Raw genomic sequence first — 17,653 nt, forward strand, 5'->3', positions numbered from 1 at the left:
AGCGGGCACATGCCAGACACGACACGGCGAGACTTGTTTAAGGTGCTGGCCGCCGGCGCGCTGGTCGCGCCCTTGTCGGCTGCCGCGCAGGCGCCGTCCGCACCCTGCGCTCGCACCCCGCAGTGGGCGCGCGGCATCGAAGGGCAGCGCAAGGCGGACCTGGGCAACGGCACCTACCTCAACCCCATCGTGGCCGGCGATCACCCGGACCCCACCATCCTCAAGGATGGCGACGATTACTACATGACGTTTTCGTCGTTCTTTTCCTACCCGGGCATCGTGCTGTGGCACTCCACCGACCTGGTCAACTGGGCCCCGATCGGCCCGGCGCTGCATCAGGAACTGGGCACGATCTGGGCGCTGGACCTGTGCAAGCACGACAACCGCTACTTCATCTACATCCCGGCCAATCCGGACGACCACGGCTGGAAGATCTTCGTGATCTGGGCCGACGACATCCGCGGGCCGTGGAGCGCGCCGATCGATCTGGGCATCGCCGGCTGCATCGATCCCGGCCATGTGCTGGGCGAGGACGGCAAGCGCTACCTGTTCGTCAACGGCATCCGCAAGATCCGCCTGCGCGACGACGGCCTGGCCACCGACGGGCAACTCGAACCGGCCTACACACCATGGCGCTATCCCGACGACTGGATCGTGGAGAACTTCGCCCCCGAAGGCCCCAAGCTCACCTGGCACAACGGCTGGCTGTATCTGGTGACCGCTGTCGGCGGCACCGCCGGACCGGTGACCGGGCATATGGTGATCGCCGCGCGCTCGCGTTCGGTGCATGGGCCGTGGGAACACTGCCCGCGCAATCCGCTGGTGCGCACCTTGTCCGAGCAGGAGCCGTGGTGGTCGCGCGGGCATGCCACGCTGGTGGAGGGCCCGCGCGGCGATTGGTGGCTGGTCTATCACGGCTACGAAAACGGCTTCCGCACGCTGGGCCGGCAGACACTGCTGGAGCCGGTCGAGTGGACGGCCGATGGCTGGTTCCGCGCCATCGGTGGCGACCTGTCCAAGCCAATGCGCACACCCGCACGTGCAGCTGTCGGCGCTCGTGCCGCGGCCAGCGGTTTTGCATTGTCGGACGATTTTTCCAGCGACCGCTTCGGCACCCAGTGGAGCCTGCATGCGCCCAAGCCCGGCGAGCAGGCACGGGTGCGGCGTGCGAACAAGGCGCTGACGCTGGCCTGCGCGGGCACATCGCCCATCGACAGCGCGCCGCTCACCTGCGGCGTGCCCGATCGCGCCTACGTGGCCGAGGTGACGCTGGAGCTGGTCGGCACTGCCGAAGGCGGCATCGTGCTGTTCTACAACCACAAGGCCTTCGTCGGCATCGGCTTCACCGCCGACACCATGAAGACCTACGAATACTCCGAAGAACTGGTGTGGGCCCGTACACCCAACACCCACCGCCGCATCCGCGTGCGGCTGACCAACGATCACCACATCGTGCGCTTCGACTACTCCTTCGACGAGGGCCGGCAGTGGACGCGCCACCCCACCCGCATGGAAGTGTCCGGCTTTCACCACAACGTCTTTGGCGGGTTCCTGAGCCTGCAGCTGGGCATGTACGCCGCGCAGCAGGGCGAGGTGGTGTTGCGCGACTTCCGCTACCGCGCGCTGGGCTGACGGCGGACGGCTGGATCGGTGCCTAACAGGTGCCGCCTTGCTCGCGGTCAGCTGAGCGGTTGGTGCGCGGCGTCACCGCGGCAGCCAGCGTGCGCACGATGACAACGCGATGGTGGTCATCGAGGGTTGCGCGACGGTGGCCCGCATTGGCAGCGCAGCACCGCCATCGCACTGCAGAGGGCGGGGCCCGGATGGCCCCGCCGCTGACTCAGCCGCAGCAGTAGCAAACGTTGCCTTGTCCGAGATCGCCACCGAACTCCGGACACTCGGCCTTGCAGGCCCATGCACTACACGATTCGACTTTCGGCTGTGCGTTGTCCACGGCCATCACCTGGAAGGCACCGAATCCGGTGCTGGCCAGAAACGTGGCCGCCATCAACGCACTGCGCAAGCTTACCCAACGCTTTTTCATGCATTACTCCTTCACCGTTGCAAAAGCCGCTGGCGCATCCGTGCGGCGCAACGCGGCAACCAGGTCCTGCACCCGCTCCGTGGTATCGAACACGCCAAGATGGGAATGGCGAACGCGCCCGGCCCCATCGATGGCCATCAGCAGTGGCACGTTGCGCGCACGGAACAGCATCAGCGCGCGACGGTCGGTCAACGTGACCACCGGAAAATCGAACCCGTGCACATGCGCATAGCGCGCGGCCTGTGCCGCATCGCAATGGCAGACACCCAGCAGTTGCGGCCGCCCCGGTAGATTGGCCTGCAGCTCCCGTGCCGCGCGCAGCACCGTTGGCGCCGAACGCTGGCAATACGGGCAGGTGGTGGTGAAGAAGAACAGCACCTGTGCCGGGCCCTGCGGCGCACCCAGCAGGTGGCGCTGACCATCGCCATCGATCGCTTCGATCCGGGGCACGTACATGCCCTCGTAAGGGGTGCTGATGCGCGTCTGCAACCACTGCTGCTGCAGCCGCAGCTGCCGGTTCTGCCACGCCAGCACTGCAATCAATGCGCACGCCACCAACAGGCCCATCCAGAGCCACGGAAATCGTCGCGTCATGCCACCCCAACTCCAAAGCGTCCCTGGTGACCGAGCCTTGCCCAGGCATCAGCACATGGTCAATGGTGATATCGACAACTGCGATGTCGCACGGCGCGCAGCTGTGGAGACGATCACGCCGCTGCGCTTGGGCTTGCCACTGTGGAGCAACGTCGAGCAGCGTGTTTGCGCAAAACACCGCAGCAACCAGCCACGCACCAGGTGGCACGGGCGGCTGCCGCAGCGCCAGCTGCTGTGCACGGTGCATGGCATGCCCTGCACTGCGGCGCGTCGGTGCATGCCCGTCTCGGGAATCGATGGACACGCGTCACTGCCGCGCTGGCGGTGTCCTGCATCGTGTCGAGTGACTGGCAGATGCGGGCCCAGGCGTCGTGGTGCGCTTGCGCGCGACGGGGCTGTCTTGAGGATGCCGTCGCGCCAGCGCGCTGCCACAGCGGCGTGCGCGGTGTGGTGCCTGTTGTTGCGTGACCTGGCAGATGCAGGATCAGGCGTCGTCACGCGCGTGCGTGCGATGGGGCTGTATCGATGATGCCGTCGCGCCGGGGGTGCTCTCCTACAGCGGTGTGTCGGTGTGGTGCCTGTTGTTGCGTGACCTGGCAGATGCAGGGTCACGCGTAGGAGCGCACCTGGGCGCGACGGGGCTTTCCCCGTGACGCCCGACGCAGGCACGTGCCGCGCGGGTTACTCCTCTTCCGGCGGCAGCACGATGCCATCCGAATCGATGGCGAGCTTGCCCGCCATCAGCACCGCCTGGGTGCGGTTGGTGACGCCGAGCTTGCGCAGGATCGCGGTGACGTGTGCCTTGATGGTGGCTTCGGACACGCCCAGGTCGTAGGCGATCTGCTTGTTGAGACGGCCGGCGCCCAGCATCTGCAGCACGCGGAACTGCTGCGGGGTGAGATCGCGCAGGCGCTGGCCGACCTCACGTTCTTCGCTGTCGGTCGGCGGCAAGTTCTGCGCTTCTGCAGGAATCCAGCGTTCGCCATCGAGCACGGTGGCCAGGGCACGGCCAATGGTGTCCGAATCGGCGGACTTGGGGATGAAGCCGAACGCGCCATGGTCGATCGCACGCCGCATCACGGTGGGTTCTTCGCGTGCAGACACCACCACCACCGGCAACTGCGGATGCAGCGAACGCATATGCACCAGCGCGCTGAATCCCTGCGCGCCGGGCATGTTGAGATCCATCAACAGCAGATCGGCATCCGGCTGCGCATCGGCCAGCGTGTAGAGGGCATCGACATTGTCGGCCTCGAACAATTCCACCCCCGGCATCACCCGCTGCACTGCCCCGCGCAAGGCTTCGCGGAACAGGGGATGGTCGTCAGCGATCAGCAGGGTGGTCATGGTGGGGCCGGGAATCGGGAATCGGGAATTGGGAATCGCAAGAGCAAACGCTAAGAGCGACAGCGACAGCGACAGCAACAACGGTGAGAGATGGTACGTCGGGTGGCTAGGGAAAGCGGCGCGCAACAGCGGTTGACAGAGGCGGGCTAGAGACTGTTTTTACACTCCCCATGCCGCCTCTGCGCCGGGTGGCAGGGAACCACTCCAACGATTCCCCATTCTCGATTCCCTCCGTTCGCAGGGAACCGCTTCAACGATTCCCCACTCCCGATTCCCCATTTCCAACGCGCGTCAGCGCGTTAGCGCGTCAGCCTTTCATTGACCAACGAATCCACCACCGACGGATCGGCCAGGGTCGAGGTGTCGCCCAGCTGGTCCGGTGCGTTCTCGGCGATCTTGCGCAGGATGCGGCGCATGATCTTGCCCGAGCGGGTCTTGGGCAGGCCGGGGGCCCACTGCAGGTGGTCGGGCGAGGCGATCGGGCCGATCTCCTTGCGCACCCAGCTCACCAGCTCCTTGTGCAGGTCTTCGCTCGGGGTCTCGCCGGCGATCAAGGTGACGTAGGCGTAGATGCCCTGGCCCTTGACGTCGTGCGGGAAGCCGACCACGGCCGCTTCGGCCACCTTCGGGTGCGAGACCAGCGCGCTTTCCACTTCGGCGGTGCCGATGCGGTGGCCGGAGACGTTGATCACATCGTCCACGCGGCCGGTGATCCAGTAATAGCCATCGGCATCGCGGCGGCAGCCGTCGCCGGTGAAGTAGCTGCCCGGATAGGTGCGGAAGTAGGTGTCGATGAAGCGCTGGTGGTCGCCGTAGACGCTGCGCATCTGACCCGGCCACGAATCCAGCAGCACCAGATTGCCTTCGGTGGCGCCTTCCAGGATCTTGCCCTCGGCATCGACCAGCGCCGGCTGCACGCCGAAGAACGGCAGCGTGGCCGAGCCGGGCTTGAGATCGACCGCGCCGGCCAGCGGCGAGATCAGGATGCCGCCGGTTTCGGTCTGCCACCAAGTGTCCACGATCGGGCAGCGGCTGTCGCCGACCACCTCGTAGTACCAGCGCCAGGCTTCCGGATTGATCGGCTCGCCCACGCTGCCGAGCAGGCGCAGGCTCTTGCGCGAGGTCTTCTTGACCGGCGCCTCGCCGTCGCGCATCAGCGCGCGGATGGCGGTGGGCGCGGTGTAGAACAGCGTGACCTGGTGCTTGTCGATCACTTCCCAGAAGCGCGACACGCTGGGGTAATTCGGCACGCCTTCGAACATCAGCGCGGTGGCGCCGTTGGCGAGCGGGCCATACACGATGTAGCTGTGGCCGGTGACCCAGCCCACGTCGGCAGTGCACCAGTAGATGTCGTCCTCGCGCAGGTCGAACACCACTTCATGCGTGTAGCTGGCGAACAGCAGATAGCCGGCGGTGGTGTGCAGAACACCCTTGGGCTTGCCGGTGGAACCGGAGGTGTAGAGGATGAACAGCGGGTCTTCCGCATTCATGCGCTCTGGTTCGCACTCGGCCGGCTGGCCATCCACCACATCATGGAACCAGCGGTCGCGCGGTGCCTGCATCTCCACCGCGCCGCCGGTGTGGCGCACCACCAGCACGGTTTCGACGGTATTGGTGCCGGGGATCTTCAGCGCCGCATCCACGTTGGCCTTGAGCGGAATCTTCTTGCCGCCGCGCAGGCCCTCGTCGGCGGTGATGATCAGCTTGCTCTGGCAATCGATCACGCGGTCGGCGATCGAGTTGGCGGCAAAGCCGCCGAACACCACCGAATGCACCGCGCCGATACGCGCGCAGGCCAGCATGGCCACGGCGGCATCGACGATCATCGGCAGATAGATGGTGACCCGGTCGCCCTTCTTGACGCCCAGGTTGCGCAGCGCATTGCCCAGCTTGCAGACGCGCTCGTACAACTCGCGGTAGGTGACCGGGTAGGAGGCGGCATCCGGGCTGTCCGGCTCGAACAGCAGCGCGGTCTTGTCGCCGCGGGTGGCCAGCTGGCGGTCCAGGCAGTTGACGCTGGCGTTGAGCTCGCCGTCGCCGAACCAGCGGATATGGAAGTCGTCCAGCGCGAAGCTGACGTCCTTGACCTGGGTGGGCTGCTTGAACCAGTCCAGCCGCTGCGCGGCCTTGCCCCAGAACTGCTCGGGGTGCTCGATCGATTCGCGGTACAGCGTTGCGTACTGCTCGCCATTGACGCGTGCGCCCTTGGCGAACGCGGGATCGACGGGATAAACATCAGCCATGGCACCCTCACTTGCGATGATCTTGTCGGAAGAGGGCGCTGCGGCTGCCCTCGGTAGGCAATCAGTGTGCCGCATCCATTCTGTCCCGGCGGTCAACGGCGCCTTAGACCATGGTCGTAACCAGGTCAGTGCGCCAGTGCACATCCATTGCGGGCTCTGGTGCGACGATCGGTCACCTTGCGGAATGCTGCGTTGCAGCTACGACCAAAGGCGAATAGGCTGCAAACCGCGGACTGCCTCACGCTCCGCACAGCATCGCCATCAAGCGCGAGGCCTTCATCGGGGAGAGGGTTCCATGAAACACCGTACTGCACCGCTGGTGCGCCATCCATTGGCCGCCGCCTTGTTCGTGGCCAGCATCCTGCCGGGTGTGGCGTTTGCACAGACGCCGAAGGAAAAGGCGTTGGAAGCACGCATCGCCGAGCTCGAACGTCAGGTTCAACTGCTGGTGACCGCGCAGCAACAGCAGCAGGGCCAGATCGCACAGACGCAGACGCAGGTCAGCGAAGTGCGCACCCTGCAGGCGCAAGCGCCGGCAGCGGCGCCCGCGCCTGCGGTTCCGGCCGGCAAGCGGCCGATCCAGATCACCAGCATCACACCGAACGCAGCGGCGGGGACAACGTTCCGTTACGGTGGTTTCATCAAGGCCGACTTCATGACCACCCGCACCAGCGATGGTGCATTGCCCGAAGGCGCGGTGGGGCGGTACCTGTACATCCCGACCCAGACGCCGGTCGGCGGGCAGGCGTCGAGCACCGACACCGACTTCCATGCCAAGTTCTCGCGCTTCAACCTGGGCGTGGACACCGTCACCGAAAACGGCGACAAGCTCACCGGCTTCATCGAGCTGGACTTCTTCGGCAACGCGCTGGCCAACCAGGTCAACAACCTCTACGGCGGCACCCTGCGGCATGCCTACATGAGCTGGAACAACTGGCTGGCCGGCCAGACCTGGTCCAACTTCGTCGACTCCACGATCCTGCCGGAAGCGGCCGACATCGTCGGGCCGACCGACGGCGCGTTGTTCAGCCGCCAGACCCAGATCCGCTACACCCGTGGCGCCTTCAGCGTGTCGGCAGAAAACCCCGAAACGCTGACCACGCCCTACCAGGGCGGCAATACCATCCTGGCCTCGGACCACGGCGCCATGCCGGACCTGACCGCGCGCTACAACTGGAAGGGCACCTGGGGCACGTTCGGCCTGTCGGCCATCGCACGCCAGTACCGCACCCGCAGCGCGCTGACCAACGACACCGAGTTCGGCGGCGCCATCGCCGGCGGCGGCCGCTGGATCATCAATTCCAGCAACGACCTGCGCTATCAGCTCAGCTACGGCGAAGGCCTGGGGCGCTATCTGGGCCTGGGCAACGGCTCGGACGTGGAGCTGGATGTGGACGGCAACATCCACACCGTCAGCACCGTGGCCGGCTGGGTGGCGTGGCGCCACGACTACAGCGCCAAGCTGCGCAGCACCATCATGTATTCGCGGGTGGATTACGACCATAGCCTGGCCAACACCGGCGGGCTTGCCAGCAAGTCGCAGCAGAGCCTGCGTGCCAACGTCTTCTATTCGCCGCTGCCCAAGGTGGATGTGGGTGCAGAGCTGATGTACGGCCGCCGTGAAGCCGAAAACGGCGACTCCGGCGACATCTCGCGCCTGCAGTTCACCACCAAGTACAGCTTCTAAGGTTTACCCCGCCGGCCGCCCGCCACGCATGTGGGCGGGCCGTGCCGCCCGCACTCCAGGAGACAGACCATGACCGTCTCGAATGACGCACTGATCGCCAAGATCGATGCCAATCCGAAGTACCACGCGCTCAAACGCCAACGCAACACGCTGGGCTGGACGCTGACCGTGCTGATGTTGCTGGCCTACTACGGCTACATCGGCCTGATTGCCTTCGACAAGGAATTCCTTGCCAAGCCCATCGGCGACGGGGTGACCTCGATCGGCATTCCGATCGCGATCGGGGTGATGGTGTTCACCATCGTCATCACCGCCATCTACGTGCGTCGCGCCAACAACACCTACGACCAGCTGACCGCGCAGATCCTGGAGGACGCCCGCAAATGAGCAAGACTTCGCGCCTTCTCCTGATCCTGGCCGGCCTGCTGCCGGCAGGCATCGCGCTGGCCGCCGGCGGTGACATCGGTCAGGCCGACAAGCAGCCCACCAACTGGGTGGCGATCGGCATGTTCGGCTTCTTCGTGCTGGGCACCTTGTGGATCACCAAATGGGCAGCGGCCAAGACCAAATCGGCCGCTGACTTCTACACTGCCGGCGGCGGCATCACCGGCTTCCAGAACGGCCTGGCGATCGCCGGCGACTTCATGTCCGCGGCCTCGTTCCTGGGCATCACCGCCGCGGTGATGGCCAATGGCTACGACGGCCTGATCTATGCGATCGGCTTTCTGGTCGGCTGGCCCATCCTGACCTTCCTGATGGCCGAACGGCTGCGCAACCTCGGCAAGTACACCTTCGCCGACGTGGCCGGCTATCGCTTCGCGCCGACCGCGATCCGCAGCTTTGCCGCGTCGGGCACGCTGGTGGTGGTGCTGTTCTACCTGATTGCGCAGATGGTCGGTGCCGGTGCGCTGATCAAGCTGCTGTTCGGCCTGGACTACTGGGTGGCGGTGACCCTGGTCGGCGTGCTGATGATGGTCTACGTGCTGTTCGGCGGCATGACCGCCACCACCTGGGTGCAGATCATCAAGGCCGTGTTGCTGCTGACCGGCGTGACCTTCATGGCGGTGGCCATCATGTGGCACTTCAACTTCAGCTTCGAGGCGCTGTTTGCCGAGGGCGTGCGGGTGAAGACCGCGATTGCGGCCAACGGCGGTGCATCGCCGGAGGATGCCGCCAAAGCCGGCCTGTCGATCATGGGGCCGGGCGGTTTCGTGAAGGACCCGATCTCGGCGATCTCGTTCGGCATGGCGCTGATGTTCGGCACCGCCGGCCTGCCGCACATCCTGATGCGCTTCTTCACCGTTCCCGATGCCAAGCAGGCACGCAAGTCGGTGCTGTGGGCCACCACCTGGATCGGCTACTTCTACATCCTGATCTTCATCATCGGCTTCGGTGCGATCGCGCTGGTGCTGACCAACCCGCAGTTTGCGGACGTGGCCACCGGCACCATCCACGGCGGCAAGGGTGCAGCCAACATGGCGGCGGTGCTGGTCGGTAATGCGGTCGGCGGCAACGTGTTCATGGGCTTCATCTCGGCGGTGGCCTTCGCCACCATCCTGGCGGTGGTTGCGGGCCTGACCCTGTCCGGCGCGTCGGCGGTGTCGCACGACCTGTACGCCACGGTGATCAAGAAGGGCAATCCGGCACCGGGCTCGGAGCTGAAGGTCTCGCGCGCCACCACCCTGGTGCTGGGCGTGATCGCGGTGCTGCTGGGCATCGTGTTCGAGAAGCAGAACGTGGCCTTCATGGTGTCGCTGGCCTTTGCCATCGCCGCCTCGGCCAACTTCCCGGTGCTGATCCTGTCGCTGCTGTGGAAGAACTGCACCACGCGCGGCGCGGTGACCGGTGGCTTCCTGGGGCTGGTGTCCTCGCTGGTGCTTACCGTGCTGTCGCCGTCGGTATGGGTGGACACGCTGGGCAACGCGGCCGGTTCGGCGCCGTTCCCGTACACCTCGCCGGCGCTGTTCTCGATGATCATTGGCTTCGTCGGCATCTGGCTGTTCTCGATCCTGGATCGCAGCCCGCAGGCGGCCAACGAACGCGCCGCGTTCAAGGCGCAGCAGATCCGTGCCGAAACCGGCCTGGGTGCCAGTGGTGCCTCGGGCCACTGAGTGCGGCGTTGTACAGGTGATCGCAGACGCCGGCCTTGTGCCGGCGTCTTGCGTTTTGGCGATATCGCTGCGCGCCCGGTGCCGGCACGGCAGCCACGCTTGCAGCGCGACGCGCAGGCGCGCGGATGCGGCAGCCTTCATTGCTGCAACGACATACGCACGGTCTGGCGATGGAACCGCCCGGGGAGTGCGACCGCGTACGGCGGCGCCGGCTGACGTGGGCGATGCATCGCCGGAAGTGATGCGCCTCTCCGGCAGCGTCGCTGCGCCGATCGTGCAGGCGTAGCGCCTGCGCCCGGCCCCGACCAGCTCGGGACGTCTTTCGGCCCGGCCCTGAGGCACGCGCGGGCGGCGCGGTACCATTGGCGGTTTGGACCACGGCCCCCTCCATGAAAATCGCCTCCTGGAACGTCAACTCGCTCAACGTGCGCCTGCCGCACCTGCAACAGTGGCTCGGCGCGTTTGCGCCGGACGTGGTGGGCGTCCAGGAAACCAAGCTGGAAGATCACAAGTTCCCGGATGCGGCGCTGGCTGCCCTGGGCTACCGCAGCGTGTTCTGCGGCCAGAAGACCTACAACGGCGTGGCGATCCTGTCGCGCTCGCCGGCGCTGGACGTGCAGATGGGTATCCCCGGGTTCGACGACGTGCAGCAACGCGTGATCGCCGCCACCGTGGACGGCGTGCGCATCGTCAACCTGTACGTGGTCAATGGCCAGGACGTGGGCACCGAGAAATATGCCTACAAGCTGCGCTGGCTGGATGCGGTGCACGACTGGATCGCGCAGGAGCTGCAGCGGTATCCGCAGCTGGTGGTACTGGGCGACTTCAACATCGCCCCGGACGCGCGCGACGTGCACGATGCGGCGGTGTGGAACGAGCACCATATCCTCACCTCCACCGCCGAGCGCGCCGCGTTGCAAAAACTGCTGGCGCTGGGCCTGCACGATGCATTCCGGTTGCATCACGATGAAGCCGAGCAGTTCAGTTGGTGGGATTACCGCCAGGCCGGTTTCCGCCGCAACCTGGGCCTGCGCATCGACCTGACCCTGGTGTCGGAGGCCTTGCGCGCACGTGCCGTTGAATCGGGCATCGACCGCGAACCGCGCACCTGGGAGCGCCCCAGCGACCACGCGCCGGCCTGGGTGCGGCTGGCGGAGGCGGGCGCATGAGCGAGCGTCATCTGCGTCGCAGTACTCATAAGGTGGGCGATATCACGCTGGGTCCGGTGCACCGCTTGAGTTGCCATTGCGGCGCAGTGCAGATCGATCTGGAGTTGCCGCACGGCCTGCTCGACCCGCGCCGTTGCGATTGCTCGATGTGTCGCCGGCGTGGCGCCATCGTGGCCTCGGTCACCCTCGACGGCCTGCATGTGGTGCAAGGCCAGGACGCGCTGCGGCTGTATCAGTTCAACACCCATGCCGCCGCGCATTACTTCTGCGGCGTGTGCGGCATCTACACCCATCATCGGCGCCGTTCCAATCCCAACGAATACGGCTACAACGTCGGTTGCCTGGAAGGCGTCAATCCGTATGCGCTGAACATTGCGGTGCCGGTGGAAGACGGCATCAACCATCCTGCCGATCGCGCTGCCGGCGGTCGCTGAAACGACGACGCCCGGGCAGGCCCGGGCGTCGTGGCAACCGATGCTGCGCTGATCAGCGCACGCGGCCGCGGGTAAACAGGTTGACGATGGCCAGCAGGATCACCGCGCCCACCAGCGACCAGACGAAGGTCCACAGGGTGATGGCCTGGTTGATGCCACCGCCGAACAGAAAACCGGCAATCAGCGCACCCACGATGCCGACGACCACATTGAGAATGATGCCCTGCTGCGCATCGCGACGCATGATGATGCTGGCCAGCCACCCCACGATGCCGCCGACGATCAACCAGATGATGATGCCCATGTTGCCGATCTCCTCATGTCTGTGCACCGGACGTGGTGCATGGGCGCCATTGGACGCATCGCGCCGTGAAGCAGCTGTCGAGCGCGGCCGCCGGGCTGGCGAAGCAGTTGGGTTGGTGGGCGGCGCGTGACAGCGTACGCAAGCTGGCAGCACGGGCCGGTGCAGCTCTGGCTACGGCCGCACCGGCCCGGCGAACGCGGCGAGCCGCAGGCGCGGCAGCTGCTGGGTCCGGCATTGGGCCTGGATCCGGCGCAGGTGCCATTGCAACGTGACGCACGGGGCCGCCCGACCCTGCAGCCGGCCTTGCCGGACTGGGATACCGGCTGGAGCCACAGCGGCGATTACCTGCTGGTGGGGCTGGGGCAGGGCGTGCGGCTGGGCGTGGACCTGGAGCGGATCCGCCCGCGCCCGCGCCTGCTGGAGATCGCGCATCGCTTCTTCCACCCCGATGAACTGGCGCTGCTGGCCGCCTTGCCGGCGGACGCACAGCAGGCGCTGTTCTTTCGTCTGTGGTGCGCCAAGGAAGCCCTGCTCAAGGCGCATGGGCACGGCCTGTCGTTCGGCCTGCATCGGCTGGCCTACGCGCTGGCAGCCGATGGCGCCCTGCAGTTGCAGTGGTGCGACCCGGCGCTGGGCCAGGCCGCGCGCTGGCAGCTGCACGAATGGTGGGCCGCACCGCAGTGCCGCGCCGCGCTGGCGCTCTACCCTCACGCGGCCGTGCGAGGCCCCGCGCCATACGGCAGGATCGGCTGACGGAACTGTGCCACGCCATCCAGGTCGCGCAAGGTCACCGTCAGCACGCCGCTGGCGCCATCGATCTCCACCTCGCCGAAGAACTGGTACCCGGCCAACGGTGAGGTATTGGGTGCAGGCGGCGCCTTCTGGAACACCACCGTGGGGCCGAAGGTGGCATCCAGCGCGTTCGGTCCGAAGCTGCCGGCATTGAGCGGGCCGCCGACGAATTCCCAGAACGGCTCGAACTGCTGAAACGCGGCGCGGTCGGGGTGGTAGTAATGGGCTGCGCAGTAATGCACGTCGGCAGTGAGCCACACCGTGTTGCGGATGCGCGCACGGCTGATGAAGCGCAGCAGCGTGGCGATTTCCTGCTCACGGCCACGCGGCACGCCGGGGTCGCCATTGGCGATCGCTTCCCAGCGCGGGCGCCCGGTCGCATCTTCGCCATCGGGCACCTGCAGGCCGATCGGCATGTCGGCGGCAATCACCTTCCATTGCGCGCGCGAGCCGGCCAATTCGCGCTGCAACCACGCCAATTGCTCCGGCCCGAGAAACGCGGCATCGGGGCCGGGTTGCGGTTGCAGGTTGTCGCTGTTGGCGCCGCGGTAGCTGCGCATGTCCAGCACGAACACATCCAGCAACGGGCCGTACGCGATCTTGCGGTAGATGCGCCCGTTGCCATCGGCGCGCACGCCGCGCAGCGGTGCGTATTCCAGAAAGGCCTGGCGGGCGCGTCTGGCCAGCAGGTCGATGTCGCGTACTTCGTAGCGCGCATCCAGTTGCTTGCCGGACGACCAGTTGTTGGTGGTTTCGTGGTCGTCCCATTGCCAGAGCTGCGGCACCTCGGCGTTGAAACGGCGCACATGCTCATCGAGCAGGTTGTAACGGTAATTGCCGCGGAATTCGTCCAGCGTTTCGGCCACCTTGCTCTTGGCCGCAGTGGTGAGGTTGCGCCAGCGCTTGCCGTCTTCGACGGTGAGTTCGGCCGGAACCGGGCTGTCGGCGTAGATGGTGTCGCCGCTGTGCAGGAAGAAATCCGGGTTGCGTTCGCGCATGGCGCTGTAGATGCGCATGCCGCCGATGTCTGGATTGATGCCGAAGCCCTGGCCGACGGTGTCGCCGCTCCAGACAAAGCGCACGTCGCGCCGTGTCCGCGGCGCGCTGCGCAGATGCCCATGTACCGGCGCGCTCAGTACCCCGCTGTCGGCGTCTTCGAAGCGCACCCGGTAGAAGATGTCCTGATCACGCGGCAGGCCGCTCAGGTCCACGCGCGCAGTGAAATCGTGTGCAGCCACCGCCATCGGTCCATCCACCCGACGTGCCTGGCGCAGGCTGGGGCGCGTGTCCCATTCCACCCGCATCCGTGCCGGCCGATCTGCACGGCTCCATAGCATCGCGCGGTCTTCCAGCGCGTCGCCGCTCTGCACTCCGTCGGTGATCAGTGGGCGCCCGGAAGGCGCGGCCAGGGTGCGCGCGGACCAGCCGGCAGTGGCTGGCAGCAACAGGCCGGCACCCAATCCTTGCAGGAGGCGGCGGCGGGCGCGATCGGAGGCGGGCATGGCGTTCTCCAAAGCTATGGCAGCGGTGTCCATATAGCGCCGCTGTCTTACCGGCACGTGTCCATTGCGGTGGGTGCAGCGCGTGTGTCCAGCGTTGCCCAAGAGGTGTCGGCTTGGTCGGCCCGGACAACCCAGCAGCATCCTCGCCTGCACACGCGCGCCCGCACGGCACCCCAGCTGCGATAATCGCGCCATGAACGATGCCGCACTCGCCCCCGATGTCTCTGCCGCGCTCGAACGCGGCCTGCAGGCCCAATCCCTGGATGCGGCCTTCGCCGCACCGCTGCTGCGTTACCTTGCCCTGCTGGTGCGCTGGAACAAGACCTACAACCTCACCGCCGTGCGCGACCCGCGCGAGATGGTCACCCGCCACCTGCTCGATTCGCTGGCCATGCAGCCCTACATCGCCAGCGGCACCTTGGCCGACCTGGGCACCGGCCCCGGCCTGCCCGGCATTCCGCTGGCCATCACCCGCCCGCAACTGCAGGTGACCCTGGTGGAAAGCAACGGCAAGAAGGCGCGCTTCATGCGCGAGGCCCTGCGTCACCTGGAGCTGCGCAATGCGCGGGTGGCCGAATCGCGCGCCGAAGCACTGGACGAGCCGGCCGCCTACGACCACCTCACCGCGCGCGCGCTGGACACGCTGGCCGGCATCATCGATGTCGGCGGCCACCTGTTGCGCCCGGGCGGCAGCCTGCTGGCAATGAAGGGCGTCTATCCGCACGAGGAAATCGCCGCATTGCCTGCCGGCTGGACCATGAGCGAGGTGCATCCGCTGCAGGTGCCCGGCCTGGAGGGCGAGCGGCATCTGGTGGTGGTGCGCAAGGCCTGAGCCGAGGCGACGCCGATCGGCCTCAAGCGGCCCTCACCCCAGCCCTCTCCCGCAGGCGGGAGAGGGGGCAACACCGACCTCGCCAGTAATGTCAGTTGCTGCGCCCCGGCGGTAAAGACAACCAGAAACCTCGACACCGTCAGGTCCCTTCCCCCGCCTGCGGGGGAAGGTGCCCGCAGGGCGGATGGGGGCAGCGCCCGACACTCCGGCCAATCAGCGCAACAGCCCAAGCGCTCGCGCAAGTCGAAGGCTGAATGAGCACCGCCTCGCCAGTAACGTCAGTTGCTCCGCCCGGTGGAGAGACGTCAGTTGCCCCGCCCCGACGGAAAGACAACCAAACAACCCTCGACACCGTCAGGTCCCTTCCCCCGCCTGCGGGGGAAGGTGCCCGCAGGGCGGATGGGGGCAGCGCCCGACACTCCGGCCAATCAGCGCAACAGCCCCACATGCGCTCCAAGGCAGGCGAGGGAGCTCAACAGCCACCACAGGGCGCCAGCCCGCATTTGGGACTTCCGGCCCATGGCAGCGCGGGCGTGGGCTGCCATGATCGGGCGTTCGCTCCAGATCAGGCTTTCCGCACGTGACCTCTCCGCTCGCCGTCGCACTCTCGCTCGCCCTGCTGGGCACCTCGTTCGTCGCTTCCACGCAGGCCGCCACGCCGCCCGCGCCGGCCACGCTCACCGCCGAAGCGCCCGCCGATGCACGCTTCCGCGCGATCTACGAAAAAGAGTGGGCCTGGCGGCAGGCCGAAACCGGGCAGGCCGACGAAGACAGCGACACCACCGGTGACAACACGCATCTGCCGGACGTCAGCGCGGCCGCCCAGCAGGCGCGCCTGGCGGTGTGGGACGGCGTGCTCAAGCAGCTTGATGGCATCGACCCCAGGCAGCTCTCGCCGGCCAACCAGATCAACTTCGCCATCTACCGCCCACAGGTGGAAAACCTGGCCGCCGACGTGCGCCTGCGCCTGTACGAAATGCCGTTCAACTCCGATAGCTCGTTCTGGTCGAACCTGGGCTTCATGGCGCAGCGGCCGATGAAGACCGCTGCCGAATACCGCGCCTACATCGCGCGCCTGAACGATGTGCCGCGCTATTTCGACCAACAGATGGTCAACATGCGCGCCGGCCTGGCGCGTGGGTTCAGCGTGCCGCGCGCGGTGCTCGATGGGCGCGATGTCTCCATCGCCACCATCGCCGAGGTCAAGGACCCCACCGAGTCGACGTTCTACGCGCCATTCAAGCAGCTGCCTTCACAGATCCCCGCCGCCGAACAGGCGCAACTACGCGAACAAGCCAAGGCCGCGCTGAGCACGGCCGTCCTTCCGGCGTACAGCAAGTTGCTGGGCTTCTTCCGCAACGACTACATGCCCAATGCGCGCACGACGCTGGCGGCCGAAGCGTTGCCCGACGGCAAGGCCTTCTATCGCCAGCAGATCCGCGAATACACCACGCTGGAGCTGAGTCCTGAGCAGATCCACCAGATCGGCCTGGACGAAGTGGCGCGCATCCAATCGCAGATGAACGCGATCATCAAGCAGGTGGGTTTCAAGGGCAGCTTCGCGCAGTTCCTCACCTTCCTGCGCACCGACCCGCAGTTCTACGCCAAGACCCCGCAGGAGTTGCTCGATCGCGCGGCGTGGATCTCCAAGCGCGTGGACGGGCAGGTGGGCAAGTTCATCGGCACGCTGCCGCGCGGGCGCTTCACCATCAAGCCGGTGCCCGACGATATCGCCCCGTTCTGGACCGCCGGCCGCGGTGGCGCCACGACATATTGGGTCAATACCTACAACCTGCCATCGCGGCCGCTGTACAACCTGCCGGCGTTGACCTTGCATGAGTCCTCGCCCGGGCATTCGCTGCAGGGCTCGCTGGCGCTGGAGCAGGGCGAGCAGCCCGCGTTCCGCCGCGAAAACTATATCTCCGCCTACGGCGAAGGCTGGGCGCTGTACACCGAAAAGCTTGGCCAGGAGATGGGTATCTACGAGACGCCTTATGAAGAATTCGGTCGGCTCACCTACGAAATGTGGCGCGCCTGCCGGCTGGTCATCGACACCGGCGTGCACCACGACGGCTGGAGCCGCGCGCAGGCGCTGGCCTACCTGCGCGACCGCACCGCACTCAGCGAGCACGAAGTCACCACCGAGGTGGACCGCTACATCTCCTGGCCGGGCCAGGCGCTGAGCTACAAGCTGGGCGAGATCAGCATCGTCAAGCTGCGCGCCGAGGCCGAACAGCAACTGGGCGAGCGCTTCGACATCAAGGCTTTCCACGACGTGGTGCTGAAGCAGGGTTCTGTCACCCTGCCGGTGCTGGAGCAGCAGGTGCGCGCCTTCATCGCAGAGAGCAAGGCACGCCCGATCAAGTCCAAGCCAGCCGCTGCCAGCGCACCGTGATGTGCTGGTAACGGCGTCTGAGGGCATCACGTTGGAATCCCGCGAGCGGCGAGGGCACCGCGCACTCGACCGAGGCTGCGAGTTTGCTGCAGGGCCCTTGCCCGCCCACCATCGCAGGACACGCTGCAAGTACGTCCTTGTAAGCTCCGTGGCGGCATCCATGCCGCCAAGGGTCCCGCGACGGTAGGCGGGCAAGGAC

The 17,653-nt window shown here is 66.6% G+C and carries 15 protein-coding genes; 9 read left to right on the top strand and 6 right to left on the bottom strand.

The window, feature by feature from the left end; translation table 11 throughout:
• Positions 1 to 9 precede the first annotated feature (9 nt).
• Positions 10 to 1,632, top strand: a complete 1,623-nt coding sequence (locus XnspCFBP7698_RS17285; RefSeq protein WP_104581492.1) for a family 43 glycosylhydrolase — start codon at positions 10 to 12, stop codon at positions 1,630 to 1,632.
• A gap of 208 nt (positions 1,633 to 1,840) precedes the next feature.
• Here XnspCFBP7698_RS17285 and XnspCFBP7698_RS17290 read toward each other — a convergent pair whose 3' ends face one another.
• The 4 genes from XnspCFBP7698_RS17290 to acs form a co-directional block, all read right to left on the bottom strand.
• A complete protein-coding gene (locus XnspCFBP7698_RS17290; protein ID WP_005922076.1) occupies positions 1,841 to 2,044 on the bottom strand; it encodes a hypothetical protein in 204 nt (67 codons plus the stop codon).
• A 3-nt stretch (positions 2,045 to 2,047) separates the two neighbouring features.
• Positions 2,048 to 2,611 carry a TlpA disulfide reductase family protein gene (locus XnspCFBP7698_RS17295; protein WP_184372400.1) on the bottom strand — a complete coding sequence of 188 codons (564 nt, stop codon included), beginning with the start codon at positions 2,609 to 2,611 and terminating at the stop codon, positions 2,048 to 2,050.
• Between the two features lie 708 nt (positions 2,612 to 3,319).
• Positions 3,320 to 3,985, bottom strand: coding sequence for a response regulator transcription factor (locus tag XnspCFBP7698_RS17305; RefSeq protein WP_039566073.1), 666 nt, complete (start codon positions 3,983 to 3,985; stop codon positions 3,320 to 3,322).
• 299 nt (positions 3,986 to 4,284) lie between these two features.
• Positions 4,285 to 6,228, bottom strand: coding sequence for an acetate--CoA ligase (gene acs, locus XnspCFBP7698_RS17310; RefSeq protein ID WP_039404992.1), 1,944 nt, complete (start codon positions 6,226 to 6,228; stop codon positions 4,285 to 4,287).
• Positions 6,229 to 6,523: 295 nt separating this feature from the next.
• Here acs and XnspCFBP7698_RS17315 point away from each other — a divergent pair, with 295 nt between their 5' ends.
• The 5 genes from XnspCFBP7698_RS17315 (at position 6,524) to XnspCFBP7698_RS17335 (ending at position 11,629) form a co-directional block, all read left to right on the top strand.
• Entirely contained in the window at positions 6,524 to 7,915 is a 1,392-nt protein-coding gene (locus XnspCFBP7698_RS17315) for a DcaP family trimeric outer membrane transporter (RefSeq protein WP_047697892.1), read from the top strand.
• 69 nt (positions 7,916 to 7,984) lie between these two features.
• The gene (locus XnspCFBP7698_RS17320; protein WP_047697893.1) at positions 7,985 to 8,302 is read left to right on the top strand and encodes a DUF485 domain-containing protein; all 318 of its coding nucleotides are present in this window, start codon (positions 7,985 to 7,987) and stop codon (positions 8,300 to 8,302) included.
• Positions 8,299 to 10,026, top strand: coding sequence for a cation acetate symporter (locus XnspCFBP7698_RS17325; protein ID WP_104581489.1), 1,728 nt, complete (start codon positions 8,299 to 8,301; stop codon positions 10,024 to 10,026). The genes XnspCFBP7698_RS17320 and XnspCFBP7698_RS17325 overlap by 4 nt, the downstream gene beginning before the upstream one ends.
• 389 nt (positions 10,027 to 10,415) lie before the next feature.
• Entirely contained in the window at positions 10,416 to 11,195 is a 780-nt protein-coding gene (gene xth / locus XnspCFBP7698_RS17330) for an exodeoxyribonuclease III (protein WP_104581488.1), read from the top strand.
• Positions 11,192 to 11,629, top strand: a complete 438-nt coding sequence (locus XnspCFBP7698_RS17335; RefSeq protein ID WP_104581487.1) for a GFA family protein — start codon at positions 11,192 to 11,194, stop codon at positions 11,627 to 11,629. The genes xth and XnspCFBP7698_RS17335 overlap by 4 nt, the downstream gene beginning before the upstream one ends.
• 52 nt (positions 11,630 to 11,681) lie before the next feature.
• Here the strand turns inward: XnspCFBP7698_RS17335 and XnspCFBP7698_RS17340 are convergent, their stop codons facing one another.
• Positions 11,682 to 11,933: a GlsB/YeaQ/YmgE family stress response membrane protein gene (locus XnspCFBP7698_RS17340; RefSeq protein ID WP_039404974.1), complete on the bottom strand. Its 252-nt coding sequence runs from the start codon at positions 11,931 to 11,933 to the stop codon at positions 11,682 to 11,684.
• 126 nt (positions 11,934 to 12,059) lie between these two features.
• On the opposite strand from XnspCFBP7698_RS17340, the gene XnspCFBP7698_RS17345 reads away from it, so the two are divergent.
• Positions 12,060 to 12,686, top strand: a complete 627-nt coding sequence (locus XnspCFBP7698_RS17345; RefSeq protein WP_104581486.1) for a 4'-phosphopantetheinyl transferase superfamily protein — start codon at positions 12,060 to 12,062, stop codon at positions 12,684 to 12,686.
• On the opposite strand, the gene XnspCFBP7698_RS17350 is transcribed toward XnspCFBP7698_RS17345, so the two are convergent.
• Complete coding sequence (locus tag XnspCFBP7698_RS17350) at positions 12,641 to 14,227, bottom strand: alkaline phosphatase D family protein (protein ID WP_104581485.1); 1,587 nt, start codon at positions 14,225 to 14,227, stop codon at positions 12,641 to 12,643. The genes XnspCFBP7698_RS17345 and XnspCFBP7698_RS17350 overlap by 46 nt on opposite strands.
• 193 nt (positions 14,228 to 14,420) lie before the next feature.
• On the opposite strand from XnspCFBP7698_RS17350, the gene rsmG reads away from it, so the two are divergent.
• Positions 14,421 to 15,059, top strand: a complete 639-nt coding sequence (gene rsmG, locus XnspCFBP7698_RS17355) for a 16S rRNA (guanine(527)-N(7))-methyltransferase RsmG (RefSeq protein WP_047697899.1) — start codon at positions 14,421 to 14,423, stop codon at positions 15,057 to 15,059.
• A 580-nt stretch (positions 15,060 to 15,639) separates the two neighbouring features.
• Positions 15,640 to 17,454: a DUF885 family protein gene (locus XnspCFBP7698_RS17360; protein WP_104581484.1), complete on the top strand. Its 1,815-nt coding sequence runs from the start codon at positions 15,640 to 15,642 to the stop codon at positions 17,452 to 17,454.
• The last annotated feature ends 199 nt before the right edge of the window (positions 17,455 to 17,653 follow it).

This window comes from Xanthomonas sp. CFBP 7698 (assembly GCF_003600855.1).
In the GTDB taxonomy this organism is placed as follows: Bacteria; Pseudomonadota; Gammaproteobacteria; order Xanthomonadales; family Xanthomonadaceae; genus Xanthomonas; species Xanthomonas cannabis.

Bases quoted from the DNA above. Each gene is read 5' to 3' on its own strand.
- XnspCFBP7698_RS17285 (WP_104581492.1), top strand. From the start codon at position 10: ATGCCAGACACGACACGGCGAGACTTGTTTAAGGTGCTGGCCGCCGGC.
- XnspCFBP7698_RS17290 (WP_005922076.1), bottom strand. From the start codon at position 2,044: ATGAAAAAGCGTTGGGTAAGCTTGCGCAGTGCGTTGATGGCGGCCACG.
- XnspCFBP7698_RS17295 (WP_184372400.1), bottom strand. From the start codon at position 2,611: ATGGGCCTGTTGGTGGCGTGCGCATTGATTGCAGTGCTGGCGTGGCAG.
- XnspCFBP7698_RS17305 (WP_039566073.1), bottom strand. From the start codon at position 3,985: ATGACCACCCTGCTGATCGCTGACGACCATCCCCTGTTCCGCGAAGCC.
- acs (WP_039404992.1), bottom strand. From the start codon at position 6,228: ATGGCTGATGTTTATCCCGTCGATCCCGCGTTCGCCAAGGGCGCACGC.
- XnspCFBP7698_RS17315 (WP_047697892.1), top strand. From the start codon at position 6,524: ATGAAACACCGTACTGCACCGCTGGTGCGCCATCCATTGGCCGCCGCC.
- XnspCFBP7698_RS17320 (WP_047697893.1), top strand. From the start codon at position 7,985: ATGACCGTCTCGAATGACGCACTGATCGCCAAGATCGATGCCAATCCG.
- XnspCFBP7698_RS17325 (WP_104581489.1), top strand. From the start codon at position 8,299: ATGAGCAAGACTTCGCGCCTTCTCCTGATCCTGGCCGGCCTGCTGCCG.
- xth (WP_104581488.1), top strand. From the start codon at position 10,416: ATGAAAATCGCCTCCTGGAACGTCAACTCGCTCAACGTGCGCCTGCCG.
- XnspCFBP7698_RS17335 (WP_104581487.1), top strand. From the start codon at position 11,192: ATGAGCGAGCGTCATCTGCGTCGCAGTACTCATAAGGTGGGCGATATC.
- XnspCFBP7698_RS17340 (WP_039404974.1), bottom strand. From the start codon at position 11,933: ATGGGCATCATCATCTGGTTGATCGTCGGCGGCATCGTGGGGTGGCTG.
- XnspCFBP7698_RS17350 (WP_104581485.1), bottom strand. From the start codon at position 14,227: ATGCCCGCCTCCGATCGCGCCCGCCGCCGCCTCCTGCAAGGATTGGGT.
- rsmG (WP_047697899.1), top strand. From the start codon at position 14,421: ATGAACGATGCCGCACTCGCCCCCGATGTCTCTGCCGCGCTCGAACGC.